The organism is Nocardiopsis sp. JB363 (genome assembly GCF_900143625.1).
GTDB lineage: Bacteria > Actinomycetota > Actinomycetes > Streptosporangiales > Streptosporangiaceae > Nocardiopsis.
This window is the reverse complement of record NZ_FRFF01000133.1, coordinates 128778-152533: the sequence shown is the minus strand read 5'-3', so window position 1 is coordinate 152533 and position 23756 is coordinate 128778. Positions and strand designations below refer to the sequence as shown.

The 23756-nt window shown below is 71.0% G+C and carries 18 protein-coding genes; 9 read left to right on the top strand and 9 right to left on the bottom strand.

The genetic code is table 11. The features are described from left to right. Positions 1-84: 84 nt before the first annotated feature. From BQ8420_RS20640 to BQ8420_RS20625, 4 genes are all read right to left on the bottom strand, one after another. The gene (locus BQ8420_RS20640) at positions 85-780 is read right to left on the bottom strand and encodes a hypothetical protein (protein ID WP_087100785.1); all 696 of its coding nucleotides are present in this window, start codon (positions 778-780) and stop codon (positions 85-87) included. Then, on the bottom strand, positions 777-3770 hold the full coding sequence (locus tag BQ8420_RS20635) for a DEAD/DEAH box helicase (protein WP_369825523.1): 2994 nt from the start codon (positions 3768-3770) through the stop codon (positions 777-779). The genes BQ8420_RS20640 and BQ8420_RS20635 overlap by 4 nt, the downstream gene beginning before the upstream one ends. Before the next feature lie 127 nt (positions 3771-3897). Next, positions 3898-5292 (bottom strand): MFS transporter, encoded by a 1395-nt coding sequence (locus tag BQ8420_RS20630; RefSeq protein WP_087100784.1) that lies wholly within the window; start codon positions 5290-5292, stop codon positions 3898-3900. Between the two features lie 6 nt (positions 5293-5298). Beyond that, positions 5299-6114 (bottom strand): glycerophosphodiester phosphodiesterase, encoded by an 816-nt coding sequence (locus tag BQ8420_RS20625; RefSeq protein ID WP_200816021.1) that lies wholly within the window; start codon positions 6112-6114, stop codon positions 5299-5301. Between the two features lie 155 nt (positions 6115-6269). Between BQ8420_RS20625 and BQ8420_RS20620 the strand changes: the two genes are divergently transcribed. From BQ8420_RS20620 to BQ8420_RS20605, 5 genes are all read left to right on the top strand, one after another. Beyond that, positions 6270-6728, top strand: a complete 459-nt coding sequence (locus BQ8420_RS20620; protein ID WP_087100783.1) for an Rv3235 family protein — start codon at positions 6270-6272, stop codon at positions 6726-6728. 186 nt (positions 6729-6914) lie between these two features. Continuing rightward, positions 6915-8813, top strand: a complete 1899-nt coding sequence (locus BQ8420_RS20615; protein ID WP_087100782.1) for a S9 family peptidase — start codon at positions 6915-6917, stop codon at positions 8811-8813. Between the two features lie 524 nt (positions 8814-9337). Beyond that, positions 9338-10345, top strand: a complete 1008-nt coding sequence (locus tag BQ8420_RS20610; RefSeq protein WP_087100781.1) for a C40 family peptidase — start codon at positions 9338-9340, stop codon at positions 10343-10345. Positions 10346-10435: 90 nt separating this feature from the next. Continuing rightward, positions 10436-10603 (top strand): hypothetical protein, encoded by a 168-nt coding sequence (locus BQ8420_RS32400; RefSeq protein WP_200816020.1) that lies wholly within the window; start codon positions 10436-10438, stop codon positions 10601-10603. Between the two features lie 165 nt (positions 10604-10768). Beyond that, on the top strand, positions 10769-12427 hold the full coding sequence (locus BQ8420_RS20605) for a glycosyltransferase family 2 protein (RefSeq protein ID WP_369825524.1): 1659 nt from the start codon (positions 10769-10771) through the stop codon (positions 12425-12427). Positions 12428-12601: 174 nt separating this feature from the next. On the opposite strand, the gene pstS is transcribed toward BQ8420_RS20605, so the two are convergent. After that, positions 12602-13753: a phosphate ABC transporter substrate-binding protein PstS gene (gene pstS, locus BQ8420_RS20600; protein ID WP_200816019.1), complete on the bottom strand. Its 1152-nt coding sequence runs from the start codon at positions 13751-13753 to the stop codon at positions 12602-12604. Positions 13754-14076: 323 nt separating this feature from the next. On the opposite strand from pstS, the gene treY reads away from it, so the two are divergent. Further along, positions 14077-16452, top strand: a complete 2376-nt coding sequence (treY, locus tag BQ8420_RS20595; RefSeq protein ID WP_087100778.1) for a malto-oligosyltrehalose synthase — start codon at positions 14077-14079, stop codon at positions 16450-16452. Positions 16453-16460: 8 nt separating this feature from the next. Continuing rightward, positions 16461-17339, top strand: coding sequence for a putative RNA methyltransferase (locus BQ8420_RS20590; protein WP_087100777.1), 879 nt, complete (start codon positions 16461-16463; stop codon positions 17337-17339). Positions 17340-17349: 10 nt separating this feature from the next. On the opposite strand, the gene BQ8420_RS20585 is transcribed toward BQ8420_RS20590, so the two are convergent. After that, a complete protein-coding gene (locus BQ8420_RS20585) occupies positions 17350-17931 on the bottom strand; it encodes an NADPH-dependent FMN reductase (protein WP_087100776.1) in 582 nt (193 codons plus the stop codon). 100 nt (positions 17932-18031) lie between these two features. On the opposite strand from BQ8420_RS20585, the gene BQ8420_RS20580 reads away from it, so the two are divergent. Together BQ8420_RS20580 and treZ are read left to right on the top strand one after the other, a co-directional pair. Continuing rightward, entirely contained in the window at positions 18032-18820 is a 789-nt protein-coding gene (locus BQ8420_RS20580; RefSeq protein WP_235006389.1) for a class I SAM-dependent methyltransferase, read from the top strand. 55 nt (positions 18821-18875) lie between these two features. Then, on the top strand, positions 18876-20660 hold the full coding sequence (gene treZ / locus BQ8420_RS20575; protein WP_087100775.1) for a malto-oligosyltrehalose trehalohydrolase: 1785 nt from the start codon (positions 18876-18878) through the stop codon (positions 20658-20660). On the opposite strand, the gene BQ8420_RS20570 is transcribed toward treZ, so the two are convergent. The 3 genes from BQ8420_RS20570 to BQ8420_RS20560 form a co-directional block, all read right to left on the bottom strand. After that, complete coding sequence (locus BQ8420_RS20570) at positions 20649-21566, bottom strand: alpha/beta hydrolase (protein ID WP_087100774.1); 918 nt, start codon at positions 21564-21566, stop codon at positions 20649-20651. The two genes, treZ and BQ8420_RS20570, sit on opposite strands and share 12 nt — an antisense overlap. A 9-nt stretch (positions 21567-21575) precedes the next feature. After that, positions 21576-22958, bottom strand: a complete 1383-nt coding sequence (gene guaD, locus BQ8420_RS20565; RefSeq protein WP_087100773.1) for a guanine deaminase — start codon at positions 22956-22958, stop codon at positions 21576-21578. Positions 22959-23137: 179 nt separating this feature from the next. Beyond that, positions 23138-23728: a hypothetical protein gene (locus tag BQ8420_RS20560; protein ID WP_087100772.1), complete on the bottom strand. Its 591-nt coding sequence runs from the start codon at positions 23726-23728 to the stop codon at positions 23138-23140. Between the last annotated feature and the right edge of the window lie 28 nt (positions 23729-23756).

Here is a 23756-nt window from a genome sequence, read left to right as displayed (position 1 = left end):
TTGTTCGAGTTCGTCTCCAGGGGAATCGTAACCGTGTTTCGTCGGACTTACCGGCGTTTGGCGAAAGAAAACCGATCGGACCGTTCAGGGCGCCTCGAATTGGGGGAGCTCGTCGGCGACAAGCCCGGGTGCGGCGGCCCTGACGCGGTCTCCGGTGCCTGGGGGGAGGGTGGGGACAGAGGGTTGTGGTATCGGGTTCCAAAAGGTGTCCGGTGAAATCCGTCGGGTGGTTATCGCCCCCACGGCTAAAACGTCCTCGGAGTCTTCTTCCCTCGAATGCGAAGAGTCCTCCACGTCGCCGTTCTCGGTACTCGGAAGCCCCCTCTCACCCGTTGACGGGTCCCGGACCAGCGCGACCAACGACCGTTTGTCCAGGCCGGCCCACCGGGTCAGCGCGAACGGGTCCAGGTCGGCTTGGGCGCCCAGCGCGGCGGCCACCGCCCGCAGGTGGGTGCACCGTCCCCGCCAGTGGTCGCACGAGCAGGTCGCGACCAGATCCCCCCACCCGGTGGGGACCAGGTCCAACCCCAACAGGGCGAACACCCGCGCCGCGGCCTCGGGGAGTTCGCCGGCCAGCACACGGGCGCGGAACACCGGTTGGGAGGCCAGGGCGGCGCAGACCCGCGCCCACTCCGGATCCGGCCACACGGTACGGATCAGGCTCACCTCGTGCTCGCCGACCCGGGCCGAGACCTCACCGGAGCGCACCCGCAACCCCGTGACGGCCTCGGCGCCCTCGGATCCCTCCAACGCCTCGCCCATCAGCGCCGACCAGCTCATCCGGCCACCGCCTCGGGTGCCAGGCGCACCACGTCTCGCAGATCTTGTACCGACAACCCGCCCAACCACGCCTCGCCGGTGGTCACCGCGGCGTCGGCCAGCGCGCTCTTGCGCTCGATCATCTCGTCCACACGCTCCTCCACGGTGCCCACGCACACCATCTTGCGCACCTGTACGTCGCGACGCTGACCGATCCGGAACGCCCGGTCGGTGGCCTGGTTCTCCACCGCCGGGTTCCACCACCGGTCCACGTGCACCACGTGGTTGGCGGCGGTCAGGTTCAGCCCGGTTCCGGCGGCCTTGAGCGAGAGCAGGAACACGGCCGGGCCCCGCAGGGTCTGGAAGTGCTCGGTCATGTGCTCACGGTCGGCACGGGAGGTGCCCCCGTGCAGCCACAGCACCGGAACTCCCAGACGGGAGCGCAGGTAGGGCGCCAGCCGTTCGCCCCAGCGCGCGTACTGGGTGAAGCACAGCGCCTTGTCGCCCTCGGCGACGGCCTCGCCCAGGATCGACTCCAGCCGCTCCAACTTGCCCGAACGTCCCGCCAGGGCCGACCCGTCGCCCAGGAACTGCGCCGGGTGGTTGCAGATCTGTTTGAGCCGCGACATCGTCGCCAGCACCAGCCCCTTGCGTTCCTTGTCGTCGGCCTCCGCCAGCCGCTCACCCATCTCGTCCACCACGGCCTTGTACAGCGAGGCCTGTTCGGGCGTGAGCGTGCACCAGGTGCGCATCTGGTGCTTCTCGGGCAGGTCGGCGATGATCGAACGGTCGGTCTTCAACCGGCGCAGCACGAACGGGCCGGTCAGCCGGCGCACCAGGTCGGTACCGCCGCTACCGCCCTGACCGTCGATGGGGGCCGCCCCGCCGTCCACCTCGGCCTCGGCGCGGTCGGCCACCGCGCGTTGGAAGTCGGCGGCCGTGCCCAGCAGCCCCGGGTTGGCGAACTCCATCAGCGACCACAGCTCGCCCAGGTTGTTCTCCACCGGGGTGCCGGTGAGCGCGATACGGGTGGCCGCCGGCAGCGAGCGGACCGCCCGTGCCTGACGGGTGTCGTGGTTCTTCAAGGCCTGCGCCTCGTCGCACACCACCCGATGCCAGGGCATGCCCGTCAGCTCGTCGGCGTCGCGCGCCACCACCCCGTAGGTGGTGACCACCAGGTCGCAGGCGCCGACGATGCGCGCCATCGCGTTGCCCGTGGGCCGGTCGGGGCCGTGCTGGACGTGCACTCGCAGTTCCGGGGCGAACTTCTCCGCCTCGCGCCGCCAGTTGCCCACCAACGACACCGGGCACACCAACAGGGTGGGCCCGGGCGCGGGGCCCTCGGAGCGTTCGTCGGTGAGCAACGCCAACAGCTGCACGGTCTTGCCCAGTCCCATGTCGTCGGCGAGTACCGCGCCCAGACCCAGTTCGCCCAGGAACCGCAGCCAGGACGCGCCGCGGTCCTGATAGGGCCGCAGGGAACCCTTGAACGTGGCGGGAGTGCCCATGGGGCGGGGCTCGGCCTTGGCGCCGCCGTCCAGGAGCGCGCCCAGCGGGCCGTCGGCCACCACGTCCGCGACCGGAAGGGGGGCCGGCGCCGCCCCGATCGCGGCCCGCAGTGCCTCCTCGCGTCCCATCCGCCGGTGCGTACCGCGTCGCATCAGTTCCAGGGCCGAGGCGACCCGTTCGGGGTCCATCTCTATCCATCGGCCGCGCACGCGCACCAGCGAGCGTTTGAGCCGGGCGAGTTCGGCCAGTTCGGTGAGCTCGTCCTCGCTCAGCGGGGTGGTGTCCTCGGGGCCGGTCAGCAACGCTTCGAAGGACACGTCCACCAGGTCCATGGGGCTCACCCCACCGCGACGGCGCCGCTTGGGCTCCTCGGTGACGGTCATCCGCAGACCCAGGCCCTCGCGTCGGCTCCATTCGGGCAGCACCACGGCGAACCCGGCCTCGGTCAACCGTTGGGCGCCCTCGCCCACGAAGGCCTGGGCCCCGGCGGTGTCCATGAACAGCCGGGCCGGGGCCAGGTCGGCCAGGGCCCGGCCCAGGGCGGGCAGGTGGCGGGCGGCCCGGCGCAGGTCGGCCAGGGCGGTGGTGGCCACGTCCCGGGGCAGCCAGGCCGCGCCCTCGCCGAGCCAGACCTGTTCCAGGGGCAGCCGCAGACCGGGGTCGGTGGTCGAGCGGACCCAGAACTCCAGGGTCCAGGGGCGCGGACCGTTGCGCGGGCCCTCGGGTTCGGGTTCGCGCAGTACGAACACCAGGCGGGCGCGGCCGCCCCCGCGCACCCGGTTCCGCCACTCGCGCAGGGGGCCGCGCAGGGCGTCGGCGGTGTCGTCGTCGACCCGGGTGCGTTCGGTGGTCAGGGCGGTGGCCAGTCGGGCGGCGGGCGAGGGGAGTTCGCCTTCGTGGACGCGTTCGGGGGCTCGGGCCAGGCGGCGGGCCGCGGCGTCGGTGAGGAGTTCCAGGGGCGCCAGTACGCAGGTGCGGGCGGCCTCGGCGCGTTCGGGCCGGTCCAGGTGGGCGGTGGCGGCGGGTGGCAGCGCGTCGGTGAGGGCGGCCAGATGTTCCTCGGCGGTGTCCAGTGGGGCGGGTCGCCAGCGGGCACGCGGTGGGGTGCCGACCAGGTCGGGTAGGACGCACCCGGTGTGGACCAGGTGTTCGGCGAAGGCGTGCACCCCGCACAGGTGGGCCAGCGCGGGGCCGACCTCGGGGGGAACGGAGGCTTCGGGGCGTGTGCGCAGGGAACCGAGCAACAGGTCGGCTCCGGCCGCGTCCAGGGCCAGCGCGGGGACTCGCCGGGTGCCGAATCCGGTGGCCTCGGCCGTGGGGGAGTGGGAGCGCACGGGGAGACCGTCGGCCTCGGGCAGGGTCAGGGACAGCTCGCCCGGGGAGAGGCGCTCCGGCGGAACCCCGACCGTGGTGACCAGAGCGCGCAGCCCGGCCACGTCCTCGGCGAAGGGATGCGCGCCCGGATCCGGGTCGCTCACCGCCGTGCCCTCGGCCCACACCATCAGTGCGTCCCTGGACCACACACCATGCAGAACCCGCACCACACCCCCCGCTGAACACGCCCGACGTCGTCGGCCCCCAGTATGGCGGGGGCCGACGACGTTCCGTGATCGGGTGGGGCGGCCGGCCTCAGAGCTTGGCGGGCACGGTGTTGCCCACGGCCAGGATGCCCTCGCGCATGCGCACCCGCCACAGCAGGAACCCGCCGAGTACGAAGAAGGCCAGCAGCGACAGGATCGCCACCCGGTAGCCGCCGGTCATGGCGACCGCGATGGTGACCACCAGCGAACCCAGGAACGTGGAGCCCTTGTCGGAGATCTGGAAGAGGCTGAAGTACTCCGCCTCCCGGCCCTTGGGGATGAGCTGGGAGAACATCGATCGGGCCAGGGACTGGGTGCAGCCCAGCACCAGGCCGATGCCCACGCCCAGGGCGATGAACAGGGGCACGTTGCCCGCGGGCATCACATAGCCCAGGCCCACCAGCAGACTCCAGATCACCAGGCTGCCCAACACGGTCTTCTTGGGGCCGATCCGGTCGGCGATCCGGGCGGTGGCGAACGCCCCGACGAAGGCCACGAACTGGATGATGAGGATCGTGGTGATGAGCACGTTCTGGCTCAGTCCCAGGTCCTGGGTGGCGAAGGGCGCCGCGTAGCGGATCGCGGCCTGGACACCGTCGTTGAAGAAGATGAAGGCGAAGAGGAACAGCACGGTGTTGGGATATCTGCGCATGTCGCGCAGGGTCCGCCCGAACTGGCGCAACGACTGGCCGACCTTGACACGACCGTCTCCGCGCGCGGCCAGCGCGCCGTAGCGGTTGCGCAGCGGTTTGATCGCCACCACGGTGAACCCGGCCCACCACAGGCCGACCGTGACGAAGGCGATGCGGGCCGCCATGCCGATGTCGTCGGCGGTCAGCACGAGCACCAGGTGCACCACCAGCAGCAGGGCCCCGCCCAGGTAGCCCAGACCCCAACCGACGGCGGAGACCCGGTCGCGTTCGTCGGCCGTGGCGATCTCCGGTAGGAACGCGTTGTAGACCACGATCGACAACCCGAACAGCAGGTTGGCGCCCAGGAACAGGACCGAGGCGAGCAGGTAGCCGTCGGTGGCGAAGTACAGCCCGGTGGTGCACACCGACCCGGCCACGGCCAGCCACAGCAGCCAACTCTTCTTGTGCCTGGTGTGGTCGGCCAGGGAGCCCACCAACGGCAGCAGGACGATCTGCAGCAGGATCGCCACGGTGGTCAACGCCGGGTACAGCGCGTTGGGGTGGACGCTCAGGAAGTCCAGGCCCAGCGGGGTGAGGGCCAGGGAGGGGTCCCGGCACGCCTGGGCGTCGGCTGCCCCGGCCGACACGCAGGCCAGGTCGCTCAGGTAGGGGCCGATGAGGACGGTGACCACCGAGGTCATGAAGACCGAGTTGGCCCAGTCGTACATGTACCAGCCGCGCTGTTCGCGTCGGCGCTGTGCCGGGTCGGGGGAGGGGCCCTGCCCTTCGAGCCGTTCGGGGGTGGTGGACATGGAGGGCTATCCGTTCTTCGGGGCGGGTCGCGTGTCCTGGTTCCAGCGGCCGCGTCGGATGAGCAGGTCGCGTAGGGCGGAGGTGTTGTCGGTGACGATGCCGTCCACACCGGCGTCGAGGAGGCGTTCCATCACCTCGGGTTCGTTGATGGTCCACACGTGCACCTGCATGCCGAGCCGGTGCGCGGTGCGGATCACGTCCCGGCTCAGCAACGGGAACCCGTTGTGCTCCAAGGGGATCTGGGCGCATGTGGGGGTGCGCCCGGCGACGGGACGCAGCAGCATCGACAGGGAGGCCACGCGCAGGCGCGCCACGTCCACCGGGCCACAGGAGGTGGCCACACGGGGGCCGAACAGCCGTCGGGCCCGCTCCAGGCGGTTCTGGTCGAAGGAGCCCACGCACACGCGGTCCCAGGCGTTGGTGCGGCGCAGTACCTCCAGCAGGGGAAGGACGGCGCCGTCCGACTTCAGGTCGATGTTGAAGCGGGCCAGGGGCCACTCGCCGAGCAGGTCCTCCAGGAGGGGCACGGGTTCCTTGCCGGCGATGCGGGCGCGCGCCACGTCGGCGTAGGGCAGGGCGGAGATGGCACCGGTGCGGTCCGTGGTGCGGTCCAGTGTGTCGTCGTGGAAGGCCATGAGCACGCCGTCGTCGGTGGCGTGCACGTCCGTCTCCAGGTAGGTGTAACCGAGGTCGATGGCGTGTTGGAAGGCCACCGCCGTGTTCTCCAACTCGGTGCGGCGCACACCCTGGTCGTCGGTGAGCCACCCTCCTCGGTGCGCGAGGGCCACGGGAACGGGGGAGGAAAGGTACGCGTGTTTCACGACATCCAGTATGACGGTTGTGGCGTGGGAGGCGATCGTGTGGTCGGGCCGTGTCCGGACCGGGAAAACCTGGAATGCCAGGTGGCACGGGCGTGGGTTCGGTCGCTCCTTGAAGGGGTGTAGGAATTTCGTCCCCCGGAGGAAGGGATCCGTTCATGTCGCACTCCGTCGAGTCCCACCGCTGTCACCGCACCCCATGTGAGGGCGGACACGCGCCGTGGGCGCCGATGCGCACCCCGGCCCGCACCCCGACGCGGCGCATGTCGGTGGGTCGGTGCGGTGCGTCGTTGTTGGAAGGGCATCGCACGCCCGCCGACGTGCACCGACTGGCCCAGCACATGGCCGAGGTGCTCGTGGGGCGCCGGGCGCCCGAGGTGCTGCGCGAGCACCTGACCGTGCCGGTGCGCGAGGAGCTGCGTCGGTTGCGGGGCAGCGTGTCCTGTGTGATGACACCGCGCCTGACCCGGGTCTTCCATCAGTCGCTGGGCGCCGGCGGGATGGAGGCCAGCGCGGTGATCGACTGCGGCAGCCGTGCGCGGGTGTTCGCCTTCCGGTTGCGCAGGGAGGGACAGCGGTGGGTCTGTACGCGTTTGGAGACCGACCGACGTCGATGACGACGTCGGAGGGCGCACACAACGAATCTGCCCGAAAAGCCGGAATAGTCATGGATTTTCCACTGCGGGCGTGGATAAGGTCCCCCAAGGAAACGTCCCCCTGACCGGGGGCCGGCCCGGTCGACGGGTTCCCAGTACCCAAGGGAAGGAGACGGCGGGCGGCACCCCACGCCCGCCACTCACTGTATGAAACCCGCTGACATCGCTCACCTGCACAGCATCAGCGCACCGTCCCTGGCACCCGACGGTTCCCGTGCCGTCTTCACCCTGGTCCGTCCGGACCTGGAGGAGGACGCCTACCTCGGTTCCCTGTGGAGTGTGGCCACCGACGGCTCCGAACGACCGCGCAGGCTCACCTACGGTCTTCGCGACCGCGCGCCCCGATACTCCCCGGACGGTCGTTGGATCGCCCTCCTACGCCCGGACGAGGACAAGAGAGCGCAGATCCACGTCCTGCCCGCCGACGGCGGCGAGGCCTGGAAGATCACCGACCACCCGCTCGGCGCCGGCGCCTTCTCCTGGAGCCCCGACTCCACCCGGCTGGCCTACACCGCCCGGATCCCCGAGGAGGGGCGCTATGTCGACGGCACCCCCGACAAGGAGCCACCGCGCCGGATCACCACCTTCAAGTACCGGATCGACAACCTGGGTTTCCTCGTCGACCGGTGGCAGCAGATCTTCGTCAGCGCCCCGATCGATCCCTCCGGCGAGGTGGGCGAACCGGTCCAGGTGACCGACGCCGAGGCCGACCACGGTCGTCCCGTCTGGACGCCCGACGGCACCGAACTGGTCTTCGACGCGTCCCTGCACTCCAACCGTGACCGCGACCTCTACCAGGACGTGTGGGCCTGCGCCCCGAAGGAGGGCGCCGAGCTCCGCCGGATCACCCGGGGCGACCTGGGGGCGCGGTCGGTGGGTCTGTCCGAGGACGGCTCCACGATGTACTTCGTCGCCGACGAGCTCGGTGCGGACGGCACCGACTTCGTGGGCCGGGTCGGTGGCCTGTGGTCGATGCCCCTGGACGGTTCCGGGGAGCCACGGCGGCTGACCGGCACCGAGGATCCGCGGGTGAGCGGCCTGGGCACACTGGTCACGGACCGGGGTGTGCTGGTGGGGGTGGAGAACCGCGGCGCCGTCGAGCTGTGCCGGGTCACCCCCGAAGGAGAGCGCGTCACCCTGCTGGGCGGGCGCGTGGAGGTGCAGGGTTTCGACCACGCCGGCGGGGTCACCGTCGCGGTGGCCGCGGGTGAACACGACAGCGGTGAGCTGTACGTGGTCGAGGACGGTGGGGCCCGCGCCCTGACCTCGTTCTTCGAGGGCGTGGAGCCGTTGCCGGTCACCGAGCTGGTCGCCCGCGCCCCCGATGGTCACCCGGTGCACGGTTGGGTGTCCACCCCCGAGGGGGAGGGCCCCCACCCGGTGATCCTCATGATCCACGGAGGTCCCTTCGCCCAGTACGGGTGGCAGCTCTTCGATGAGACCCAGGTGTACACCGAGGCCGGGTACGCGGTGGTCTACTGCAACCCGCGCGGCTCGTCCGGATACGGGCAGGAGCACGGGCGGGCGATCATCGGGTCGGTGGGTTCGCTCACGGCCACCGACCTGCTGGCCTTCCTGGACGCCGCCTTGGAGGACGAACGGCTCGACGGTTCCCGGGTCGGAGTGCACGGGGGCTCGCACGGTGGGTTCATGACCACCTGGATGGCCGCGCACCACGGTGAGCGGTTCCGGGCGGCGATCAGCGAACGCGCCGTCAACGCCATCGACAGCTTCCAGGGGGCGTCCGACATCGGGGCGTTCTTCCCCGAGCCGCTGTACGGGCCACCGGAGTCCTGGCCCAAGGAGAGCCCGCTCACCTACGCCGACCAGATCGACAAGCCCTTCCTGATCATCCATTCCGAACAGGACTGGCGTTGCCCGCTGGAACAGGCCCAGCGGTTGTTCGTCTCGCTCCGGCGGCGAGGGCACGAGGTGGAGATGCTGCTCTTCCCGGGCGAGGGGCACGAACTGTCGCGTTCGGGCCTGCCCAGCCACCGGGTGGCCCGTTTCGAGGCGGTCCTGGACTGGTGGCGGAGTCACCTGTAGGACCGTCGGCGGGGCCGCCGTCGAGGGGCACCGAGTGGTCAGGGGGCCGAATACGCACGTGTGTTCGGCCCCCTTCCCGCGTGCGGAGTGATTCGCATCACGGTCAAGTCGGGGCTTGGTCCGGTTTTGACCCCGATTTCGCGGGAAGAATGCGCCCTCAGCCGGGACCACTGGGGGATTTCCGGGAAAATGACACTCACTCGCAGGTCAGTCGGGGTCCCAAGGGAAGGTCACGAAAAGGTCGCGTCTGCCCCGAGGGATGAATTAGTGTTCCCTCAGGTCGGTTCGCCCCGATTCGTCGCCGCCCGGTGACAGTGTTCCGGCCTGCCGTTGCACTCTGCTCAGCTCGCTCAACAGCCGTCCTTTTCCCAGGAGCAGAGGCCGTCACGACGCTCGGCGACCCCTCGCGGCCCGTCTTCGCCGCCCGCCGGATCCCCCTCACGCGTATCCTCACGCCGACCTTCGGCGTGCCTTCGGGATGCCCTGTGTCGGTAAACGGGTGTGGGAGAAAGGCAGTCGGTGCTTTGACTCGCAACCCCGAACCCACCCGCCGTCTCACCACCGTCGGCTTCGTCGCGCTGGGCGCCGTGGTCCTCTCCAGTGGTGTGGCCCTGGCCGAACCCTCCGAGTCGGAGGCCCGGGAGCGTTACGAAGAACTCCAGGAGGAGTTGTCGGTCCTCAACGAGGCCTACAACACCGCCGAGGAGGACCACGCGGCCGCCGAGGAGCAGCTCGAAGAACTGCAGGAGCAGCTCCAAGAGGCGCAGGACGCCCTCGACGATCGTTCGGAGCGGATCTCCAGCATCGTGCAGGGCTCCTACACCGGTGCCTCCGACAGCAGCTTCGGCATCTTCTTCGGCGGTGACGCCGACAGCGCGTTGCAGAACATCGCCGACGTGGACTTCATCTCCACCGGTCAGCAGGAGATGCTGGCCGACTACGTGGTCGATGTCGACCACGCCGAGGAGTTGTACGACTCCGCCCAGTCCACGGAGGAGAGTGCCGCCGAGGCCCTCACCGCGGCCGAGGACGCCATGACCCAGGGCGAGAGCGCCTTGGACGAGCAGGCCGAGGTCCTGGAGGAACTGGGCGGGGTCGACCCGACCGCCTCCACCGCTTCCACCGCCTCCGCCGACTCCGGTTCCTCCGGTGGCACGGCGGCGGTCTCCGGTGACGTGCAGGCCGTCCTCGACTTCGCCCGCGCCCAGATCGGCAAGCCCTACGTCTGGGGTGGCACCGGCCCCGACGGCTACGACTGCTCCGGGCTGACCCAGGCCGCCTGGGCACAGGCCGGGGTGAGCCTGCCGCGCACCACCTACGACCAGGTCAACGCGGGCACCTCGGTCTCCCGCGACCAAATCCAGCCGGGCGACCTGCTGTTCTTCTACAGCGCCTCCTCCCCGAGCCACGTGGGCATCTACGCCGGCAACGGCATGATGATCCACGGCTCCAACCCGTCCAAGCCGCTGGAGGAGATCGACCTGGCCTCCTACTGGGACAGCGTCTTCACCGGTGCTGTCCGCCCGGGCTAGACACTGGTTCCCGACGCCCCGGCCCCTTCACCGTGTCCGGTGGTGGGCCGGGGTGTCGCCGGGACGGGGGGCTCGCGTATTCTTCCCGGCATGGGAAGACTTCTCCTTCAGATCGCCGCGGGTGTGGCGGTGGTGATCGCCGTGTTCTGGATTCTGTCCGTGCTGGTGGGTCTGCTGGTGTGGTTGGTGATGGTCGCTCTGGTGATCGGTGTGGTCTTCCTGGGCATCAAGATGCTCAAGACCGACTCCCAGCGCTGAGCCTCCCAGGGCCTGTTGCCGGGTCCGGCGGAGGAATCGGAGAGAACCCGACACAGCGGGCGAGCGTGACGCTCACACCACGTGAGGAATCATCGCTATAGTGACTCTGTGTCACTGAATAAGCACGTAGGGTCTCATGTCGACGGGGTGTCGCACCGCGGCCGGGTGGAACGGGTCACCGCCCGAGTCTTCCGCAACGACTGGAACGCGCTGACGCCGCCCACCACCGGCCGCTGGACCCCGGAACTCACCGTCAGCGTCGTCATCCCCGCCCGCGGCGGCCAGGACCGACTCGACCTCGCCCTGGCCTCCCTGTCCGTCCAGACCTACCCCGACCACCTCTTGGAGGTCGTGGTCGTGGACGACCACTCCTCACCACCCCTGCGCCTACCCGAACACCGGCCCCGCCGATGCCGGATCGTGCCCGCCCCCGACCACGGCTGGGGCGCCGGATACGCCCGCGCCTACGGGGCCCACACCAGTACCGGTGACATCCTCGTGTGGATGGACGCCGACATGGTCGCCAACCGCGACTTCGTCGAGGCCCAGGCCCGCTGGTTGCACACCCACGCCGAGTGCGTCACCCTGGGCCGCGTCCGCTTCAGCGACACCGAACCCGAGAACGTCGGCGCCCTCATGGCCGCCCTGCGCTCGGGCGGACCGGAGCGGATCCTGACCGACGACCGGCGTCACGCGTGGGTCGAACGGATCCTGGACGACAGCGACCGGCTGCGCGAGGCCGACCACCTCGGTTTCCACGCCCACGTCGGCGCCGCGGCCGCCCTCCGCCGCAGCCTCTACGAGGCCGCCGGTGGCGTGGACCCCGACCTCGACCTGGGACAGGACACCGAGTTCGGCTACCGCCTGTGGCAGGCCGGCGCGGTCATGGTGCCCGAACCCGCCGCCACCGCCTGGCACGTGGGCCCGGCCGTTCCCGCCCGGACCCGCCTGCCCTCCGAACGCTTCCGCACCGAGGTCCTGGCCGAACTCATGCCGCACCCGCACGCCTACCGCGAACGGGTGCCTTCCGAACGTCGCCGCACCCCCCTCGTGCACGCGGTGGTCGACGCCTCCGGCGCCCCCTACGACCTGGTGCGCGGCTGCGTGGACCGGTTGCTGGGCGGTACCGAGACCGACCTGGTGGTCACCCTGGTCGCCGACTGGGCGGGGGTGCGTGAGACGACCCTCGAACACCAGGGTCTGGACCTGCGCCTGATCCAGGCCAACTACCTGCGCGAACCCCGGATCACCTTCGCTTCGGTCGCCCCGCGCACCGGTTTTCCCTCCCCGTTCCTGCTTCAACTGCCGGTGGCCTGGGGGTTGGGCGAACTGACCCTGTCACGGCTGCTGGCCGGCGCCGAACGTTCCCGCTCCGGTCTCATCGAGCTCTTCCAGGCTTCCTCGCCCACGCGGGACGCGGGGGTGCGATTGTGGCGCACCCGTGCCCTGGCCCGGGCCATGCGGGTGCACCGGGAGGGCGAGGAACTGACCGACGTGGTCGCCCAACTGCACGGCCGCTACCGGATTCACGGCGGCGAGGGCACCTTGACCGACCTGACCCTGCACCGTTCGGTGCCGCCGATGCCCAGACCGGTGCCCGAGACCCGATCCGGGGACGGCCGGGGCGACCCGGGTGAGGAAGAGGCGGAGCCGGGCGTGGTCGATGACGACCTCGTGGAGGAGGACGCCCAACGCGGCGAGGTGCGGCGACTCGGGCTGCGGGGACGGATCCGGGCGCTCTGGCACCGGGCCTGCCGCGCCTGCGGTCGGGAGATGCCCGAAGAGGACCCCACCGAACCGGGAGGTCCGCCCACGCCCGGGTAGATGGGGGAAGACACCCACCCGAACGGGGGCGACCCCCTTCATGTGCCGCTCGCCCCGCACCATCGGTGACACTGAGCGATGCGGTCTGCGCACAAGGTATCGGATCGCGAACGTGAAACGGGCGCGCCACGGTGTGACGCGCCCGCGTTCGGCATACCGAACGATGCCCTCGGATCAGGAGTTGATCGCCTCGATCGAGGCCAAGAGGTCCTCGCGCAGGTTGTCGTTGACCGGGGTGGAGTCGGTCTCGGCGGAGGCCTCCTGCTGGCCCTCGGGACTGACCACGTACTTCAGGAACGCCTTGACCCGCTCGGCCTCGCCCGCGTTCGGGTAGTCCAGGCAGGCAGTCTCGTAGCTGACCAGGACCAGCGGGTAGCTTCCGGACTCGGTGGTGCCGTAGTCCAGATCCAGCGCCAGGTCGTACTCACTGGTGTTCTCCTCGCGGCGCGGAGAGTCGGCCACGACCTGGGCGGCCGCGTCGGGGGAGATCTCCACGAACTCCTCGCCCACACCGATGTTCGCGGCGGGTAGCCCGTGCAGGTGCGACATCTCCACGTACCCGATGGCGCCCTCGGCGCGCGAGACGGTGTCGGCGATACCGCTGTTGCCCTGCGCGGACTCGCGCGGGGCCAGCGGCCACTGGCCGCCGGGCTCGTGCGGCCAGGCGTCGGGGGCGGCCTCGGACAGGTACTCGGTGAAGTTCTCCGTGGTGCCGGAGTCATCGGCCCGGCTCACCTGGGTGATGGCCAGGTCGGGCAGGTCCGCGTCCGGATTGTCCTCGGCGATCTCCGGGTCGTCCCAGCGCGTGATGTCCTGGTTGAAGATCTTGGCCAGGGTGTCCGGGCGCAGGTTCAGCGAGTCCACGCCCTCGATGTTGAACACCACCGCGATGGCCACCACGTAGGCGGGCAGGTTGATGGTGTCGGAGTCACCGCAACGCGCCATGGCGTCGGTGTTCTCGTCGGGGTCCATGGCCGCGTCCGTCCCGGCGAAGGCGACGGCGCCGTCGATGAACTGGTTGCGTCCACCGCCCGAACCGATCGAGTCGTAGTAGATGCGCGACTCCTCGCAGGCCGACTGGAAACCCGCGATCCACGTCGTCATCGCGTTCTCCTGGGCGCTGGAGCCGGCACCGTTCAGGCTGCCCGAGAAGCACTCCAGGTCGTCGGGGACCGCCGGCGCCGAGCCCTGGACGGCGTCATCGCCGCCACAGGCCGTGGCCGTCAACATCAGCCCGGCCAATGCGGCCGAGGCGGCGCCCCGGTAGACGTTGGCGCGGCGTCCGGGACGGTCCTGGGTGCGGGTGCGCTTGTTGGGCGGGAGCACGCTGCTTCTATCCCCTTCGTCGGTGGCGGTGGTCCTCGTCGTCTTCACCGTCGGCCGCCGATATCCGGCGCGTTGTCGCTGGTAATGGAACACCGCCGATGAATTCAACCATGATCGGACCGGCTTCCCCAACGCGGGTGTGTGTGGAACCGGACGCATCTGTGGCGACTCGGGGGACTATGGGTGTACACGAGGTGAACGAGGGGTTTTCGACCGATGAAAGATGGCGGGAGGCCCCAGCGAAGCCCGGGCCGGAAAAGGCCTCTCACCAGGGATCGAATGGTGCGCATGACACGCCGATGGTCGGGGCACGAAATCCGTTGATGAGCTCTGACGGAAGACCCCACGGCCCACCCGCGTCGACCTACCGCCTGCAACTGGGCCCCGGACTGACCCTGAAGGAGGCCACGGGGCTGCTCGACCACCTGCGCGGGACGGGGGTGGACGCTGTCTACCTCTCACCCGTGCTGACCGCCACCCCCGGCTCCGATCACGGGTACGACGTGGTCGATCCCACCCGGGTCTCCGAGGTGCTGGGCGGGCCGACCGCGCTGGCGGCGTTCGCCGAACGCGCCCACGCCCTGGGACTGGGGGTGGTCGTCGACATCGTCCCCAACCACATGTCGGTCGCCCGCCCCGACGCGAACCCGTGGTGGTGGGACGTGCTCGCCCACGGACGCGATTCCGTCTACGCCCGATGCTTCGACATCGACTTCCACTCCGGGCCGCTCCTGATTCCGGTCCTGGCCGACGACGGTGACGACGGGCGCGCCGCCCTGACCGAACTCACCATCGCCGACGGCCACCTGGTCTACTTCGACAAACGCTTCCCCCTGGCCCCCGGCACCCACGCTCCCGGGGACGACGTCACCGACGTCCACCTACGCCAGCACTACCGGCTGGTGTCCTGGCGGCGCGGTGACGGCGAACTCGCCTATCGACGCTTCTTCGACGTCGACCACCTCGCCGCCGTGCGCGTGGAGGACCCCGGGATCTTCGACGCCACCCATGCCGAGATCCTGCGCTGGGGACACGAGGGCCTGATCGACGGACTGCGCGTGGACCACGTCGATGGACTCAGCGACCCCGGCGGATACCTGCGCCGCCTGGCCGAACGCTTCGACGGCTGGATCGTGGTGGAGAAGATCCTCGCCCCGGGGGAGAACCTGCCCGCGTCCTGGCCGGTCGCCGGCACCACCGGCTACGACGCGCTTCGCCAGGTGTGCGGGGTGTTCGTCGACCCCGCCGCCGAACCGGTACTGACCGCCCTGGCGCGCGAGCACGGGGTGGCCACCGACGTCGCCGAGATCGACGTTCGGGCCCGGGGCCACGCCGCCGGTGAACTCCTGCACACCGAGGTGCGCCGCATCGCCGCCCTGACACCCCTGGAGGACACCGACCCCCGGCAAGCGGAGGAGGCCGTGGCCGAACTCCTGGCCTCCTTCGACGTGTACCGCTCCTACCTGCCCGAAGGCGAAGCCGACTGGGCGCGCGCCGTGCGCACCGCCGCCGACCGCCGCCCCGACCTGCAACCGATCCTGAAGGACATCGACCGGTCGGTACGCTCCGACCCCCGCGGCGAACTCGCCCGCCGCGTCCAACAGACCAGCGGCATGGTCGTGGCCATGGGCACCGAGAACACCGCCTTCTACCGTGGCACCCGCTTCGTGGCCCTCAACGAGGTCGGCGGCGACCCGGCGGCCTTCGGAATGGACGTGGCCGACTTCCACTCCGCGCAGCTGCGCCGGGAGGCCACCGAACCGCACACCATGACCACCCTGTCCACCCACGACACCAAACGCTCCGAGGACGTGCGCGCCCGCCTGGCAGTGCTGTCGGAGATCCCCGGAGACTTCGCCGACGCCGTACGCCGATGGAGCCCCCGCGCGCCCCTGCCCGAGCCCGCCCTGGACCTGTTGGGCTGGCAGACCCTCCTGGGCGCCTGGCCCATCGACGACGACCGGCTGACCGCGTACCTGCTCAAGGCCGCCCGCGAGGCACGCCTGGGCACCTCCTGGACCGACCAGGACCCCGAGTTCGAGGACCGGATCCGTTCCTGGCCCGCCCGGCTACGAGCCGACGGCGACCTGCACGCCGAGGTACAAGCCTTCGCCGAGTCCATCATCGCGCCCGGGTGGAGCAACGCCCTGGGACAGAAGGCCGTCCAACTCCTCGGCCCCGGCGTACCCGACGTCTACCAGGGCACCGAACTGTGGGACCTGTCCCTGGTCGACCCCGACAACCGGCGCCCCGTCGACCACCGAGCGCGCGCCGAACCGCTGGCCCGGATCGAGGCGGGGTGGCGTCCGCCCATCGACGCCGACGGCGCCGCCAAACTCCACCTGGTCCACACCTGCCTGACGGCCCGCCGCGACCTGCGCCCCACCGGCTACCTGCCCTTGAACGCCGAAGGACCCGCCGCCGACCACGCCCTGGCCTTCGCCCGCACCACCCGCGGCTCCCACGGCCCGGCGCTGGCGGTGGTCGCCACCCGGCTGCCGCTCACCCTGGCCGACGCCGGTGGTTGGGCCGACACCGTCCTGCCGCTGCCCTCGGGGCCGGGCGACTGGATCGACCTGCTGACCGGCCGTGCCATCGCGGCCGAACGCAGGGACGGCCTCACCACGGCCCACCTGGACGAGGTCCTGGACCGCTACCCGGTCGCGGTGCTGGCCAGAGGCCGAACGCCGGTAGGCTGACCGCGATCATGACGAACACCCACACCGGCCCCCGCCTACGCATGCCGCAGCGTGTGGCGGCCGCGCTGGCCTGCCCCGTCTGTGGGCTGGCCCTGGCCCGGGATGCCAACGGCCTCACCTGCCCCGCGCGGCACGGCTTCAACGTCGCCCGCGAGGGTTATGCGGGGCTGCTCACCGGAGCCACCCCGCCCGGGACCGGGGACAGCAAGGAGATGGTCACCGACCGGCAGCGCTTCCAGACGGCCGGACACTACGACCCCATCGGCCGGGCCCTGGCCCAGGCGTTGGCCGACCCCGGTGCGGATCCCCTGATCGTGGACGTGGGCGGCGGCACCGGCCACTACCTGGCCCAGGTCCTGGAGGCCCTGCCCACGGCGGTGGGGCTGACCACCGACGTGTCCAAGTTCGCCGCCCGCAAGGCGGCCAAGGCGCACCCCCGCGCCGGAGCGGTCACCGCCGACTCCTGGCGCGCACTGCCCCTGGTCCCCGGCACGGTCGACGCCGTGCTGAACGTGTTCGCCCCCCGCAACGCCGCCGAGTTCCACCGGGTCCTGGCACCCAGCGGGACGCTGCTGGTGGTCACCCCCGAGCCCGACCACCTGGCCGAACTGCGCACCGCCCTGGGGTTGTTGGACGTGGACCCCCGCAAGGAAGAGCGCCTGGCCCAGAGCCTGCACACCCACTTCACCCCGACCCAGGCGCGGCCGGTCCGTTTCGAGATGGACCTTCCGCACCCGGACGCGCTCACCGTCGTGGGAATGGGTCCCAGCGCCCGCCACATCACCCCCGAGGACCTGGCCGAACGCGTGGCCGCCCTGCCCGACCCCGTGCGCGTCACCGCCTCCGTCCGCCTGGGCGCCTACCGCCCCCTGCCCCAGAGCGCCTGAACAGGGCCGGTCAGACGAGCCTGCCCAGGGGCAGACTCGCTCGCCTGCCCTCGGCGTAGGACAGCGCGTCCTCCAGCTCGGCCACGGCCAACCGCATCCGCTCCACCACCGCCGGGTCGTCGTACTCACCTCGTTCGTCCACGCGCGACCCGGCTCGGGAGACGACCACGCAGTCGACCAACACCGCGCCCAACAGGGTCAACGTCGGCATCAACGGCGCATGGGCCCGCATACCACCCGCCTGACCGGGGGAGGCGCTCATCAACAGGGTCGGTTTGCCCACCAGACCACCCGAGCCCACCAACCAGTCGATGGCGTTCTTGGTGACCCCGGCGGGGCCGTGCGCGTACTCGGGCGTGGCGATCACCAGCCCCTGGGCGCGCGCGGCCAGGTCCCGCAACTCGCGCACCGAATCGGGCCAGGAGCCCTCATCGTTCTCGACGTCGGGGTTGAACAACGGCAGTCGACCGGCCAGGCCCTCACCGGCGAGCGTGAGCTCCGAACCCACCCGTGGCACCAACCGCAACAGGGCCGCGTTGAGCGAACCCCGCCGTAGGCTCCCGCAGATCCCCAACACCAGACGTTCTTCCATCGCCACACCGTCTCACGGCGCGCCGGTCCGAACACCCCTGTTTCCGAGAGCCGGCCCCTGTCAGAATCGGGTCCCGTCCCTACCCCGGAGGAGGACCCGCTTGTCCCTGGAACACGATGAGGACGTCGCCGCGCAGCTGAGCCCGCAGGCCTTCGACGCCCAGTTCCGCGCCCAGCACCGCAGCCCCTTGCTCACCGAATTGTGGGCTCGGGCCTGGGGCGAGCAGTACCCGGCCGAGGTTCGGCCCAACAGCGGTTGCCCCTGGCGGCTGCTCGGCCTCATGGTCGCCGACCTGCGTCCGGCCCCCGGCGCCACCATCGCCGACCTGGGGTGTGGTCTGGGCGGCCCCGGCCTGTGGCTGGCTCGGGCCACCGGAACCCGGTTGATCGGCGTGGACTGGTCGGCCGCCGCCGTGGAGATCGCCGCCGAGCGCGCTCGCCACTGGCTGCCCGACGAACGGGTGGAGTTCCGCACCGGCTCGTTCACCGACACCGGGCTCGCCGACGGCGTCGCCGACGCGGTGATCAGCGTCGACGCCCTCGCCCTGGCCATGGATCCCCAGGCGGCCCTCGCCGAGGTACGCAGGGTGCTGCGCCCCGGCGGAACCCTGCTCTTCACCGGCGCCGAACCCCGTACACCGGACGCGGCTGCCACGGTCTGGGAGGAACCGCTGCGCGCCGCCGGATTCCGCCTGGACTCACGCACCGAACTGCCCGGCGAGGGCGCCGCTTGGGGTCGTCTCTACGGCTCGATCCGTCAACACCAGGGTCGACTGCGCGAGCAGATGGGGGACCGGGCCACCCGGACCCTGCTCGCCGAGGCCGACATGATCGAACCCCACATCGAACAGCTGTCCTGGGGCGTGGTCCGGGCCCGCGCCACCGAGTAGCCCGGCGCCGCGTGGGGCGGTTCGACGCCCATCGTCCCTGGGTAGACACCCACTCGTGAACGAAGCAGCCACCGAACCCGCCCCTCCCACCACCCCCGGACGCGGCGTCCGCGGAGACTTCTCGGTCTGGGCCCCCGAAGCCCACCGCGTCCGCGTGCGCGTCGACGGCACCGACCACCCCATGAGCCGCGACGACCACGGATGGTGGCACACCGCGGTCCCCGGGGCCGGCCCCGGATCTGACTACGCCTACCTGCTGGACGAGGACGAACAGGCCCTGCCGGACCCGCGCTCGCTATGGCAACCCGGGGGCGTCCACGCCGCCGGCCGGGTCTACGACCACGACGCCCACGTCTGGACCGACTCGGCCTGGACCGGCCGTCCCCTCGCCGGCGCCGTGATCCACGAACTCCACGTGGGCACCTTCACCCGTGACGGCACCCTCACCAGTGCCGTCGACCGCCTCGACCACCTGGTCGAACTCGGTGTCACCCACGTCGAACTCATGCCGCTCAACGCCTTCGACGGCACCCACGGCTGGGGCTACGACGGGGTTCTGTGGTCCGCGGTCCACGAACCCTACGGCGGGCCCGACGCCCTCAAGGGGTTCGTCGACGCCTGCCACCGGCGCGGCCTCGCCGTACTGCTCGACGTGGTCTACAACCACCTGGGCCCCTCCGGTGCCTACCTGCCGCGCTTCGGCCCCTACTTCCTCGGCGAGAACGCCTGGGGGCCCTCCCTCAACCTGGACGGACCCCACTCCGACCCCGTCCGCGACCTGGTCGTCGAGGGAGCCCTGGACTGGCTGCGCCACTACCACCTGGACGGGCTGCGCCTGGACGCCGTGCACGCGATGCGCGACGACCGTGCCGTGCCGATCCTGGTCGAACTCTCCGCCGCCGTCGACGCCCTGGCGACCGGGCTCGGCCGCCCCCTGTCCCTGATCGCCGAGTCCGACCGCAACGACCCGCGCACCGTCCTGCCCCGCGAGGCCGGCGGTCTGGGCATGACGGCCCAGTGGTCCGACGATCTGCACCACGCCCTGCATGTGGCGCTCACGGGGGAGACCCACGGCTACTACGCCGACTTCGCCGGCCCCCACGTGCTCGCCGACGTACTGCGTCGGGTGTTCCGGCACGACGGTGGACCCTCCACGTTCCGAGGTCGAGGCCACGGCGCTCCGGTCGACACCCACCGCGTCCCCGGCAGCCGGTTCCTCGGCTACCTGTCCACGCACGACCAGATCGGCAACCGCGCCCGTGGCGACCGCAAGGGCGAACACCTCTCTTCGGGCCTGTTGACCTGCGGCGCCGCGTTGGTGCTGTGTTCGCCCTACACCCCGATGATCTTCATGGGTGAGGAGTGGGGTGCCACCACCCCCTGGCCGTTCTTCGCGTCCTTCACCGAACCGGCCCTGATCGAGGGGGTGCGCGCCGGACGCCGCCGCGAGTTCGCCGCCCTGGGCTGGGCCGAGGAGGACATCCCCGACCCCATGGACCCGGCCACCCGCGAGGGCGCCGTCCTGGATTGGTCCGAGCCCGAGCGCGAACCCGGGGCGTCGATCCTGGAGACCTACCGGGCGCTCATCGCCCTGCGCCGCGCCGAACCCGAGCTGGCCGACCCGCGCCTGGACCGCTTCGAGGTCACCGTGAGCGAGGACGGTCGGGTGCTCGTCCTGCACCGTGGACGTTTGCGGCTGGTGTGCAACCTGTCCGCCGAGGAGGCCGTGGTCGAGTTGGACACCTCGCCCGGGGCGCCGTTGCTCGCCAACGGACACGCGCGCGTTCAGGGCACGCGAGTCGAGGTGCCGGGGGAGTCCTTCGCCGTCCTACGGGTGTGACCCACCCGCCCCGGTCGTTTCCGCAAGCGAGTCCCGCACCCACTCGGAGAGGTGCTCCCACACCATCTGCCCGGCGGGGTCCTCGGCCCGGTCGATGACGGAGGCCTGGAAGGCGTGCGACATGGCCTCGTACACCCGCACGGTCACCGGACTTCCGGCCTCGTCGGCGGCCGTGGCGAAGCGCAGGGTGTCGTCCAGCAGGGCCTCGTCCGCACCCACCGCCAACAACAGGGGCGGCAGTCCGGTCAGATCGCCGAACAGTGGGGACTGCGGGGCCTGGTCGGCGCGCGCACCGTTCAGGTACCCGCCGAGCAGAGCGGTGAGCATCTCGCGGTCCACGCCCGGATCGTGGGCCGTGTCGGTGTCCACCGACGGGCTGGACAGGGTCAGGTCGGTGGGCGGGGAGTAGGCGATCACCGAGGCGGGCAGGGGCGTGCCGGCGGTCTTGAGTTCGAGCAGCATCGAGAGGGCCAGGGTCCCCCCGGACGACTCGCCGAGGACCACCACCCGTTCCGCCGGGATCCCCTGATCCAGCAGGGAGCGGTAGGCGGCGACCGCGTCCTGAAGGGGCGCGGGGAAGGTGTGCTCGGGCGCCAATCGATAGTGCGCCACGAACACCGGCAGTCCGGTGGCCCCGGACACGTGCGAGGCGAACAGGTTCATCAGGTCGGGCATCCGGTGGTGGAACCCGCCGCCGTGCAGGTACAGGATCACCCCGTCCCGAGCGGGTGCGTCGGTCGTGCTGATCCAGGTGCCCGCGCACACTCCCTCCCGCGCCGGGACCGACTCGGCCACCGCGTCCTCGGGGAGGTCGAAGGTGCGTTCGTGCAGGGTGGACAGCCTCCACACGAGGGCGGCGCGGGCGGTGTCGAGATCGAGGGCGGCGGGTACGCGTGTCAGGTCCATGACGCCGGTCTATCGGAGCGAAGACGCGCCGGGCAACGGGTTTTCGGCCGGCGTCGAGACGTCCTCGGGGCCGACCGGGCGGCCCGCCACGTAGGTGCGGCGCACCGCCCGGTCGTCGCCCAGGATCGACAACGCGAAGATCAGGTCGGAGACCGACTCGGCCGTGCTCGTTCGCCGGGACAGCAGCGGGGTGGCGTGCGGGTCGAGCACCACCAGGTCGGCCTCATGCCCCGGTGTGAGGGTGCCGACGTGGCGGTCGATGTCCAGGGCGACGGCGCCGCCCAGGGTGGCCAGGTACAGCGAACGCAGGGGATCCAGGCTGTGGCCGCGCAGCTGCGCCACCTTGTAGGCCTCACCCATGGTGGCGGGCAGCGAGAACGTGGTCCCCGCGCCCACGTCGGTGCCGAGCCCCACGTGCACAGGATGCTCGGGGGCCAGCGCCTCGTGCAACGGGAACAGGCCACTGCCCAGGAAATTGTTGGAGGTGGGACAGTGCGCGATGGCGGTACCGGTGTCGTGGCAGAGCCGGAGTTCGTCCTCGTCCAAGTGCACGCCGTGGGCGTACACGGCGCGCCGACCGGTCAGACCGTGGTGGTGGTACACGTCCAGGTAACCGGAACGCTCGGGGAACAGCTCGCGCACCCACGCGACCTCGTCCCGGTTCTCGGCCAGGTGACTGTGCACGTGCACGTCGGGGAACTCGCGCCACAGCTCACCGGCGGCCGCCAGCTGTTCGTCGCTGCTGGTGGGGGCGAAACGCGGGGTGATCGCGTACATGTTCCGCTCCCTCCCGTGCCAGGCGCCGATCAGGTCTCGGGAGTCCCGGTAGCCGCTTTCGACCGTGTCGCGCAGGGCCTCGGGCGCGTTGCGGTCCATGAGGACCTTGCCGGCGATCATCCGCATGCCGAGCCTGGACGCCTCGGTGAAAAGGGCGTCCACCGAGTGGCGGTGCACGGTCGCGAAGGTCAGCGCCGTGGTGGTGCCGTTGCGCAGCAGCTCCGAGAGGAACCGGCGGGCCATCGCGGTGGCGTGAGCGGGGTCGGCCATCTGCTCTTCGGCGACGTAGGTGTGGTTGCGCAACCAGTCGATGAGTTGGTCACCGTGGGCGGCCAGCATGTCGCTTTGCGCGTAGTGCGCGTGGGCGTCGATGAAGCCGGGCCCGACCAGACACCCCGGATGGTGGTCCACCCGTGTGCCCTCGGGGAGTCGGGGCAGGATGTCGGTGGCCGGTCCGACCTCCCGGATCAGCCCGTCCTCGACCACGACCACCCCGTCGACCTGATGGACGAAGCACTCCCGTATCGGCACGCGGAGGAGGTCACCGGTGAAGTAGACGAGGTCTCCGCGTACGGCCGAGAGTTCACCTGCGGGGCAGGGCGGTGCGAGGGGCATCGGTCACGTCCTTGATCGGGTTCGGGGACAGGAGCGTGTCCGCGTAGGCGGGGTAGGGTCCCCGCGGAACACGGTGGGCTCCTCCTCACCGAGCGTATCCAGGCGGCCTCCCTCGAACAGGGCGGCCTCGGCGACGAGGCCGGCCACGGTGGCGGGCCTGTGTCCCGGCGCCCACCGGGTCACTCCAGGGGGCCGGTCCAGGTGGCCTCGTCCTCGGCGTTGGTCATCACCACGGTCAGGTTCTGAGCGCTCTGCGGCGCTTCGCACCGCATGTCCATGGTGTGCGTTCCCGCCTCGGCCTCGACGACCGGATCGTCGCTCGTGGCGGGGGTACCGGCCTCGTCGAAGAAGCACTCCACGGACATGTTGCCCAGGCCGAACACCCGGCCCAGTTCGGGCACCTCCACGCTCAGGGTGAAGTCGGCGTTCCCGGCGCCGTCACCGGCGACATCGTCGACGGTGTAGACCACGTCCTCCTCGACCCCGTCCTGGAACTCCTCCTCGTAGGCGCCCACCGGGTACGGGAAGGCGGCCGGTTCCCCGAAGTCGAGCGTGTCCCCGGCGTCGGGCGGCCCGACCTGGTCCGAAGTGCCCGGTGCGCCGCCCGCACCCTCGTCGGCCTCCTCCGTCGGGTCGGACCCGGTGGTCTCCTCGCTCGTGGCGGAGGTCTCCACCGAGTCCTCCAAGGCCACCTCCTGGTCAGGGGAGGCGCACGCGGCAGCGGTCAGAACCAACGGCAACAACAGGGCGTAAGGCGTTATTCGTCGCATAACCCCACGTTAGGTGAGGTCAGCGCGT

What these genes read in the sequence shown, in the direction of transcription:
- BQ8420_RS20635 (WP_369825523.1), bottom strand. Translation starts at nt 3,770, where the DNA reads ATGGTGTGGGCCGAGGGCACGGCGGTGAGCGACCCGGATCCGGGCGCG.
- treY (WP_087100778.1), top strand. Translation starts at nt 14,077, where the DNA reads ATGAGCTCTGACGGAAGACCCCACGGCCCACCCGCGTCGACCTACCGC.
- BQ8420_RS20590 (WP_087100777.1), top strand. Translation starts at nt 16,461, where the DNA reads ATGACGAACACCCACACCGGCCCCCGCCTACGCATGCCGCAGCGTGTG.
- BQ8420_RS20630 (WP_087100784.1), bottom strand. Translation starts at nt 5,292, where the DNA reads ATGTCCACCACCCCCGAACGGCTCGAAGGGCAGGGCCCCTCCCCCGAC.
- BQ8420_RS20585 (WP_087100776.1), bottom strand. Translation starts at nt 17,931, where the DNA reads ATGGAAGAACGTCTGGTGTTGGGGATCTGCGGGAGCCTACGGCGGGGT.
- BQ8420_RS20560 (WP_087100772.1), bottom strand. Translation starts at nt 23,728, where the DNA reads ATGCGACGAATAACGCCTTACGCCCTGTTGTTGCCGTTGGTTCTGACC.
- BQ8420_RS20640 (WP_087100785.1), bottom strand. Translation starts at nt 780, where the DNA reads ATGAGCTGGTCGGCGCTGATGGGCGAGGCGTTGGAGGGATCCGAGGGC.
- BQ8420_RS20570 (WP_087100774.1), bottom strand. Translation starts at nt 21,566, where the DNA reads ATGGACCTGACACGCGTACCCGCCGCCCTCGATCTCGACACCGCCCGC.
- BQ8420_RS20615 (WP_087100782.1), top strand. Translation starts at nt 6,915, where the DNA reads ATGAAACCCGCTGACATCGCTCACCTGCACAGCATCAGCGCACCGTCC.
- guaD (WP_087100773.1), bottom strand. Translation starts at nt 22,958, where the DNA reads ATGCCCCTCGCACCGCCCTGCCCCGCAGGTGAACTCTCGGCCGTACGC.
- BQ8420_RS20620 (WP_087100783.1), top strand. Translation starts at nt 6,270, where the DNA reads ATGTCGCACTCCGTCGAGTCCCACCGCTGTCACCGCACCCCATGTGAG.
- BQ8420_RS32400 (WP_200816020.1), top strand. Translation starts at nt 10,436, where the DNA reads ATGGGAAGACTTCTCCTTCAGATCGCCGCGGGTGTGGCGGTGGTGATC.